The 8,789-nt window shown below is 57.2% G+C and carries 5 protein-coding genes and 1 tRNA gene; 2 read left to right on the top strand and 4 right to left on the bottom strand.

Features of this window, described 5'->3' with window-relative positions:
• Positions 1 to 185: 185 nt before the first annotated feature.
• Positions 186 to 280 (bottom strand) — tRNA-Sec (locus INF68_RS22140).
• A gap of 288 nt (positions 281 to 568) precedes the next feature.
• Here INF68_RS22140 and INF68_RS22135 point away from each other — a divergent pair.
• The gene (locus INF68_RS22135; RefSeq protein ID WP_126786499.1) at positions 569 to 1,960 is read left to right on the top strand and encodes a glycoside-pentoside-hexuronide family transporter; all 1,392 of its coding nucleotides are present in this window, start codon (positions 569 to 571) and stop codon (positions 1,958 to 1,960) included.
• A 12-nt stretch (positions 1,961 to 1,972) separates the two neighbouring features.
• Entirely contained in the window at positions 1,973 to 4,291 is a 2,319-nt protein-coding gene (gene yicI / locus INF68_RS22130; protein WP_126786498.1) for an alpha-xylosidase, read from the top strand.
• 60 nt (positions 4,292 to 4,351) lie between these two features.
• Here yicI and INF68_RS22125 read toward each other — a convergent pair whose 3' ends face one another.
• The 3 genes from INF68_RS22125 to INF68_RS22115 all read right to left on the bottom strand — a co-directional run bounded on the left by INF68_RS22125 (position 4,352) and on the right by INF68_RS22115 (position 8,383).
• On the bottom strand, positions 4,352 to 6,055 hold the full coding sequence (locus INF68_RS22125; RefSeq protein ID WP_126786497.1) for an AsmA family protein: 1,704 nt from the start codon (positions 6,053 to 6,055) through the stop codon (positions 4,352 to 4,354).
• A 119-nt stretch (positions 6,056 to 6,174) separates the two neighbouring features.
• Positions 6,175 to 7,566: a xanthine/proton symporter XanP gene (gene xanP / locus INF68_RS22120; protein ID WP_109845900.1), complete on the bottom strand. Its 1,392-nt coding sequence runs from the start codon at positions 7,564 to 7,566 to the stop codon at positions 6,175 to 6,177.
• A 247-nt stretch (positions 7,567 to 7,813) separates the two neighbouring features.
• Complete coding sequence (locus tag INF68_RS22115) at positions 7,814 to 8,383, bottom strand: fimbrial protein (protein WP_109845899.1); 570 nt, start codon at positions 8,381 to 8,383, stop codon at positions 7,814 to 7,816.
• Positions 8,384 to 8,789 lie beyond the last annotated feature (406 nt).

The following is an 8,789-nucleotide window of genomic DNA, read 5'->3' as shown; positions in this document are numbered from 1 at the left end:
CATTCACATATTGTATTATAGGTAGCAGTATTGTTTATTTATTGCTAGTGCTTAAGACGTTTATATTTAATATATACGCAATTATAATGAACTCGATAAGATGGGAATATCATATTAAGGCTCAAGAGATAGCAAAGAAACTTAAAGTAGCAGCTGAGCAACATAGGGAAGAATAAAAGAACTTTTGGCGGAAGATCACAGGAGTCGAACCTGCCCGGGAACGCTGGCGTCCCCAACTGGATTTGAAGTCCAGCCACCTCACCGGAGATGACGATCTTCCGCGCCTCGATTGCTACATGGAGGCGGGGCGCATTATAGCTACTTTCAGGCATTTACCACATCCCCCCGCACACTTTTTTCACCGCTCTTTTGACCTGTACCCCCCTGTTTCAGCTAATTCTTAAGAAAATCCTCAGGTTAGCCTTTCGTGCTCTCCAGTATTTACCGCGATCACAAAAAACAAGAAACGTAATCTGCTAACCAAAAAACGCAATACCCGTCGTTGAAACAATGGTTTAAAACCAATGCAACCGGTCTCAGCGCCCCTATAGCGTGAAGGATAAAAAAGATGAGCGAAGTATTGTCAGTAAAAGAGAAGATCGGCTACGGCATGGGAGACGCCGCCAGCCATATCATTTTTGATAACGTCATGCTTTATATGATGTTTTTCTACACCGATATTTTCGGCATTCCCGCCGGGTTTGTCGGCACCATGTTCCTGCTGGCGCGCGCGCTGGACGCAATCTCGGACCCGTGCATGGGGCTGATTGCCGACCGCACCCGCAGCCGCTGGGGCAAGTTCCGTCCGTGGATTTTGTTCGGCGCGATCCCGTTCGGCATCGTCTGCGTGCTGGCCTACACCACGCCGGACCTCAGCCTCAACGGCAAAATGGTTTACGCCGCCGTTACCTACACCCTGCTGACCCTGCTCTATACCGTAGTGAACATCCCGTACTGCGCGCTGGGCGGCGTGATCACCAGTGACCCGACGCAGCGTATCTCCCTTCAGTCCTGGCGCTTCGTGCTGGCAACGGCAGGCGGCATGCTCTCCACGGTGCTGATGATGCCGCTGGTGAACCTGATTGGTGGCGACGATAAGGCGCTCGGCTTCCAGGGCGGGATCGCCGTGCTGTCGGTGGTCGCGTTCCTGATGCTGGCATTCTGCTTCTTCACCACCAAAGAGCGCATCCAGGTGCCGCCGAGCACCACCTCTATGCGGGAAGACCTGCGCGACATCTGGCACAACGACCAGTGGCGCATCGTCGGCGTGCTCACCATCCTCAACATCCTCGCCGTCTGCGTGCGCGGTGGCGCGATGATGTACTACTGCACCTGGATCATGGGCTCGCCGGAGGTGTTCGTCGCCTTCCTCACCACCTACTGCGTCGGCAACCTGATCGGCTCCGCGCTGGCGAAACCCCTCACCGACTGGAAGTGCAAGGTCAGCATCTTCTGGTGGACCAACGCCGCGCTGGCGGTGGTCAGCGTGGCGATGTTCTTCGTGCCGATGCACGCCACCGTGCTGATGTTCGCCTTTATCTTCGTCATTGGCGTATTGCACCAGCTGGTGACGCCGATTCAGTGGGTGATGATGTCCGATACCGTCGACTACGGCGAATGGACTAACGGCAAACGCCTGACCGGCATCAGCTTTGCGGGCACGCTGTTCGTGCTGAAGCTCGGCCTGGCGCTGGGCGGAGCGATGATCGGCTGGATGCTGGCAGGCGGCGGCTACGACGCGGCAGCCAAAACTCAGAACAGCGCGACCATCAGCATCATTATCGGCCTGTTTACCCTGGCCCCGGCGGTCTGTTACGTGCTGAGCGCCATTATCGCCAAACGCTACTACACGCTGAAAACCCCCTTCCTGACCAAAATCCTGGGCGAGCTGGCGCAGGGCGCGCGCCGCAACCAGCAGGAATTTGAAACACTGCCGGTCAGCAAAGAATTACAGAACTAAGAGGACGAAAGCATGAAAATCAGTGATGGAAACTGGCTTATTCAACCGGGCCTGAACGTGACGTATCCGGTTCAGGTGTTCGACATGGAGCAGCAGGGCAACGACCTGGTGGTGTATGTGGCGCCGCGCGACGTGCGCGAGCGCACCTGGCAGCTCGACACGTTGATGTTCACGGTGCGCCTGTTTGCCCCGCAGGAAGGGATTGTCGGGGTGCGCATTGAGCACTTCCAGGGCGCGCTGAATAACGGCCCGCACTATCCTCTGAACGTTCTGAAAAACGTGAAGGTAGAGATTGAAAACAACGCCGATTTTGCCGAGCTGAAAAGCGGAAGCGTCAGCGCGCGCGTCACCAAAGGCGAGTTGTGGGCGCTGGATTTCCTTCGCAACGGCCAGCGCATTACCGGCAGCCAGCTGAAAAACAACGGCTACGTGCAGGACAGCAATACCAACCGCAATTACGTGTTCGAACGTCTGGATCTGGGCGTGGGGGAAACGGTCTACGGTCTGGGCGAGCGCTTTACCGCGCTGGTGCGCAACGGCCAGACGGTTGAAACCTGGAACCGCGACGGCGGCACCAGCACCGAGCAGTCCTACAAAAACATCCCGTTCTACCTGACCAACCGCGGCTACGGCGTGCTGGTGAATCATCCGGAAAACGTCTCGTTTGAAGTCGGCTCCGAGAAGGTCTCCAAAGTGCAGTTCAGCGTGGAAGGGGAATATCTCGAATACTTCGTGATCGACGGCCCGACGCCGAAAGAGGTGCTGAACCGCTATACGCAGTTTACCGGGCGTCCGGCGCTGCCGCCTGCCTGGTCGTTCGGCCTGTGGCTGACCACCTCGTTCACTACCAACTACGACGAAGCGACGGTCAACAGCTTTATCGACGGCATGGCCGAGCGCGACCTTCCGCTGCACGTCTTCCACTTCGACTGCTTCTGGATGAAGGCCTTCCAGTGGTGCGATTTCGAGTGGGACCCGGTGACCTTCCCGGACCCGGAAGGAATGATCCGCCGCCTGAAAGAGAAAGGGCTGAAGGTCTGCGTGTGGATCAACCCGTACATCGGCCAGAAATCCCCGATCTTCCGGGAGCTGAAAGAGAAGGGCTACCTGCTCAAGCGCCCGGACGGCTCCCTGTGGCAGTGGGACAAATGGCAGCCGGGGCTGGCGATTTATGACTTCACTAATCCGGACGCGTGCCGGTGGTATGCCGACAAGCTGAAAGGCCTGGTGGAGATCGGCGTCGACTGCTTCAAGACCGACTTCGGCGAGCGTATCCCGACCGACGTGCAGTGGTTCGACGGTTCCGATCCGCAGAAAATGCACAACCACTACGCCTACATCTATAACGAGCTGGTGTGGAACGTGCTGAAAGAGACGGTGGGGGAGGAAGAGGCGGTGCTGTTTGCCCGTTCGGCGTCCGTGGGTGCGCAGCAGTTCCCGGTGCACTGGGGCGGCGACTGCTACGCCAACTATGAATCGATGGCCGAAAGCCTGCGCGGCGGGCTGTCGATTGGCCTGTCCGGCTTCGGGTTCTGGAGCCACGATATCGGCGGGTTCGAAAACACCGCTCCGGCGCATGTCTATAAACGCTGGTGCGCGTTCGGGCTGTTCTCCAGCCACAGCCGCCTGCACGGCAGTAAATCCTACCGCGTGCCGTGGGCGTACGATGACGAGTCCTGCGACGTGGTGCGCCACTTCACCCAGCTGAAGTGTCAGCTGATGCCGTATCTGTATCGTCAGGCGGCGCTGGCGCGCGAGTTCGGCACGCCGATGCTGCGCGCGATGATGCTGGAGTTCCCGGACGATCCGGCGTGCGATTACCTCGACCGCCAGTACATGCTGGGGGATGCGGTGATGGTCGCGCCGGTGTTCTCCGAGGCGGGCGACGTGCAGTTCTATCTGCCGGAAGGCCGCTGGACGCACCTGTGGCACAACGACGAAATTCAGGGCAGCCGCTGGCATAAGCAGCAGCACGATTTCATGAGCCTGCCGGTCTACGTGCGCGACAACGCCCTGCTGGCGCTGGGCAACAATAACCAGAAGCCGGACTACGCGTGGAACGCGGGGACGGCCTTCCAGCTGTTTAACCTGGACGATGGCGCAACGGCGGTGAGCGAAGTGCCTGCGGCGGACGGGTCCGTGGCGTTTACGCTGAAGGCGTCACGTCGGGGCGACATCGTGACCTTTACCGGCGCGGGGGACGCGCAAAACTGGTCGGTGTGCTTGCGCAACGTGCAGAAGGTGAGCGGCGTGAAGGGCGGTTCACACTCTGGCAGCGAGTGGGGCGTGGTGGTGAAAGCGGAGGGGAATGAGGTGGTGGTTCACCTTTAATTCCCCTCACCCTAACCCTCTCCCCAAAGGGGCGAGGGAAGGGTTTGCTCCCTCTCCCTTTCAGGGAGAGGGCTGGGGTGAGGGTGGTGTTGAAACCACTCCGCCTGTCATCGTCTGCTGCACCTGCTGTTTATCCATATTCACCGCGTTCAGCTTGCCGTTCACCGTTGGCTTCAGCGGGGCATTTGCCTGCACGCTGCCGCTGGCGGTGAGCTGAATATTGCCGTCGCCCGTAATCGGCAATGCAGGCCAGCCCCACTGCTGCAGCACGTTGAGCGGCACGCCGCGCCCGTTCAGGCTCACAGTGGTCTGCCGCTGCGGCAGCTGTGAAACCGTCGCTGTGGCTTCCAGAATACCTTTCTCGGTAAAGGCGCTCAGGTCGGTAATGTTCACCGTGGCGGCGTTGGCATTCAGCGCCAGCGACGGACGACGCACGTCCACGCGGTTAAAGGTCGCCGCCGCGCCGTTCAGGGTTGCGCTACCGCCCCATATGCCCCACTGGCGATCTTTCACCAGCTGCAGGTTTGCGCCGTAGCCGTCCAGAGAGGTGATCTGCCATGGGAAGGCGGAATCGATGTCGATCACCAGGTTGCGGCTCAGGCCGAATTTTTGCAGCGTGACGCTGTTCAGCCATTCCGGCAGAGGCTCCATCCACAGCGTTTTCCAGTTCTGCGGCAGGGTGTACTCCAGCCCGGCGATGGCAACATCGTCAAGCACCAGCGCTTTACCATCGCGCAGCCAGTTACCGGACGTGCGCACCATGCCGCCTTCCCAGCGGGAGGTGAACTGACGCAGCGCCATGCCCTGCGGGGAAAACTCCGCATTCAGGATCGGGTCAAACAGATGCAGGGAGCCGTAGATAAACTCGCTGGCGTTCATGGACAGGCGGCCTTCCTGGCTCTGCCAGTCGCCTTTGCTGAGAGTCAGGTTGCGCAGGCTTAAGTCGAGATCGGTCACCGCCCAGTCCGGGCCCTGAAGCCGGGCGTCGGTCACGTCCAGACGACCAATTTGCAGAGAAGGGATGGAGGCCAGCGGCGCAAAGAACGCCATCAGCGTTTTATCGCTCTGCAGGCGGATCTCATTCAGGCGCATCGTGTCGATAATCCAGCTCCCGTCGGCGTTGCGCAGGGCGGAGCCGGTAAGCGAGCCACGGGCCATATCGGCGCCAATCGTTTTCAGCACCACTTCCCTGCCGTTAAGCTGGCCCTCGATCAGCACGTTGGTGGCCGGCACGCCGTTCAGGGTCAACGAGCCTGCGCTCATCTGGATCTGCGCGTTGTTCCCCAGCACGTTGCCCGCTTCCGGCTGCCACGGGCTAACGCCGCCCGTGACCTTCTGCGCGCTCAGGTCCCATTCGGTATTCGGGCTGTTAAACGCCATATTGTTCAGCTGCAGGCGATCCGCCTGGAACGGCAGCGGTGCTGTCTGAGGCGAGAGATTCAGCGTGCCGTCGAACAGGGTGATGGTGTCCATATGCAGCGGATCGGTTATCTGGCGGCTGCTCAGGCCGATATCGACTTTTTTGGCAACCAGCGTGGCGGGTTTACCGTCCCGACCGAAGGTGACGTTTTCCAGAATGATGTGGGAAGGCGACGAAAAGCGGTGATTCATCTTGTCGAAACTGAGTTCGTAGTCGGTATTCACCGTCACCCAGCTGCTGACCTGAGACGCGCCCCAGCGGGTCTGGAGCAGAATGTAGAACGCCAGCAGCACAATGAGCAGGGCTACCAGAAGATAGATGAGGAGCTTTCCAATAAATTTCATGGTCTTCCATCCCGCAAAACGCACATAAGGGAGTTATGCACGATTTATGCGCAATCCTCAAGGCGGGAATGGTGTAATTAGATGTCACGGCAGGCATTGACTGCCTGCCGTGGGAGAAATCAATTTTTCTCAGGCGGGAAAACGAGGTTCAGAACGATAGCGGTGATACCGCCCGCGGCAATGCCGGAAGAGAGCAGGTTTTTCACCCAGTCAGGCGCAAACTGCAGGATCAGCGGCTGCTGGGAAACACCCAGACCGACGGCCAGCGACAGCGCGATAATCATGATCGCGCGGCGGTTCAGAGGCTCGCGGGAGACGATACGCACGCCGGAGGCCGCGATAGTGCCGAACATCACCAGCGTTGCGCCGCCCAGCACCGGCTCAGGAATGTGCTGCACAAAGCCGCTTACCGCCGGGAACAGGCCGAGGACGATCAGCATCAGCGCCACCACAAAACCGACGTAGCGGCTGGCAACGCCGGTCAGCTGGATCACGCCGTTGTTCTGACCGAAGCAGGAGTTCGGGAAGGTGTTGAATACCGCAGAGACAAACGAGTTCAGACCGTTCGCCAGCACGCCGCCTTTCAGGCGCTTCATGTACAGCGGGCCGGACACCGGCTGCTCGGAGACGTCCGAGGTGGCGGTGATATCACCGATGGTCTCCAGAGAGGTGATCATAAAGACCAGCATCAGCGGCAGGAGCAGGCCCCAGTCAATGCCCAGTCCGTAGTACAGCGGCGTAGGAACGACAATCAGCGCGCTGCTGGTCGGCGCGGTGTTCTCCGGCAGCATGCCCAGCGCCCACGCCAGCAGGTAGCCCGCCGCCATGGCGATCACCAGCGAGGCGACGCGCAGGTAAGGGTTACGCTGACGGTTAAGCAGAATAATGATCGCCAGCACGACACCCGCCAGCAGCAGGTTTTTCGGCGCGCCGAAGGTGTTGTCGCTCATTGCGGCATAGCCGCCGCCGATGGACGTCAGGCCCACCTGGATCAGCGACAGGCCGATAATCATCACGACCACGCCCGAAACCAGCGGGGTGATGACGCGGCGAGCCAGATGTAGAACGCGGGAGATGACCATCTCCGTGCAGCTGGCCAGCATCAGGGTGCCGAACAGCGCCGCCATCATGGTTGGGACATCCGCACCGCCGGTTTTCAGCGCCGTACCGCCCATGATCAGCGGTGCCACGAAGTTAAAGCTGGTGCCCTGAATCGACAATAATCCCGACCCCACCGGACCCCACGCTTTAATTTGAATGATAGAGGCGACGCCGGAGGCAAAAAGAGACATGCTGATAATGTGCTGCGTGTCCTGCGCCGGTAAACCGAGCGCCTGGCAAATCAGCAGCGCCGGGGTGATCACCGCAACAAACATTGCCAGAAGATGCTGGCAGGCGGCGAAAAGCGTTTGCGGCAGCGGTGGGCGGTCTTCAAGGCGGTAAATCAGTTCGCTATTTTGCTTCTGCGCAATCGGTTGCGCATCTTGTGACTCTACTGCATTAACGGACATCAGCGATCATTCCATTAAGGTGGGGTGGAAAGGCGCTAATTTTATCGGACTGTTTGGTAAAAGCAAACGTTTGCCAGCGTAACATGCATAAAAAAATGTGATGGTTTTACAGCGGGAAGAAAGCAGAGACTGCAAGCAAAAGCTAAAATGCGCAGATTGCCGTTTACTGAATCAGGATAAACAATAAACGGCCATATTAACATCAGGCTGGCATGCTATAACGCCATGGTTGCCTGCTTAGCGAGGATTAGAGGCGCTCAAACTGGATCGTCAACGCGCTTTGCACTTTGCCTGCTGTGACTTCTTTGCCGTTTAACTTAACCATCTGCAACACGATTGTGTTGCCCCAGGATTTAGCGGTTAACACGTCCTGGTTGATCCGTAACGGCTGGAATTTGTTGTTGCCACTGTCACCCACAAATACGCCAACGCCGATGCCTTTTGCCGCGCCAGGCGTCACATCGTTATTGGCAAGCACGGTTCCTTCCGCATCGTCAGCCGTGCCGACAAATTTGTAGGCGAGTTTGCCTTCATCAGCGAGCGTTTTACATTTGTTAGTATAGGAATTGCCGCCAATGGTAATCTGAATGTTAGCGCCGCCAGTGGCGTTGTCATTCTGATTAATTAATCCTTCCGTCTTGCCATTAAGCTGAACGTAGTCCGTATTTAAATAGAGCGAACAGGAGAAAGTGTCATTTTGCGTAACTTGTCCCGTTATGGCCAATGTCGCGGAGACATCTTCCGCCTGTACTGCACAATGAAACAAACCCGCCAGGATTAACGCTGACATATTCATAGAAATAATGCGTTTATTCATAATTGACTCCTTGTGTAATAACTTATCCGTTTAACTCGTCTGCGCCAAATGTAGAGGCGAACAATCTCAACGGTGACATCACTGGGAACTTTTCCTGTTGTCATCGTTTGGTTTTTTAATTTCATCATCTGTAAGCCGAATATACCTCCATTATTTCTATCCATGAATGTCATCACCCGGGTATTCACGCTAATAGGCTGTTTAGCCTGGATCCAGTTGCCAGAATCATCAGTAATACTTAAGGCGATAGGTTCAATAAACGTGGCGTTTTAACTGCCCAACTTGATGCGGTAGCGAACAATGCTGTTTTAGCGGCGATACGAGATGTTTTTTCATACTATGTCCTTGTAATTTTTAGTATTAATACGCTTCCGCCTTTTTATCTGTTGTTATCCCAGATAAAACC

It is taken from the genome of Enterobacter cloacae complex sp. P16RS2, assembly GCF_014982155.1.
GTDB classification, from domain to species: domain Bacteria; phylum Pseudomonadota; class Gammaproteobacteria; order Enterobacterales; family Enterobacteriaceae; genus Enterobacter; species Enterobacter cloacae_M.
The sequence above is the reverse complement of the archived record's forward strand: the minus strand, read 5'-3'. Positions and strand labels throughout refer to the sequence as shown.

What these genes read in the sequence shown, in the direction of transcription:
- INF68_RS22115 (WP_109845899.1), bottom strand. Translation starts at nt 8,383, where the DNA reads ATGAATAAACGCATTATTTCTATGAATATGTCAGCGTTAATCCTGGCG.
- INF68_RS22135 (WP_126786499.1), top strand. Translation starts at nt 569, where the DNA reads ATGAGCGAAGTATTGTCAGTAAAAGAGAAGATCGGCTACGGCATGGGA.
- xanP (WP_109845900.1), bottom strand. Translation starts at nt 7,566, where the DNA reads ATGTCCGTTAATGCAGTAGAGTCACAAGATGCGCAACCGATTGCGCAG.
- yicI (WP_126786498.1), top strand. Translation starts at nt 1,973, where the DNA reads ATGAAAATCAGTGATGGAAACTGGCTTATTCAACCGGGCCTGAACGTG.
- INF68_RS22125 (WP_126786497.1), bottom strand. Translation starts at nt 6,055, where the DNA reads ATGAAATTTATTGGAAAGCTCCTCATCTATCTTCTGGTAGCCCTGCTC.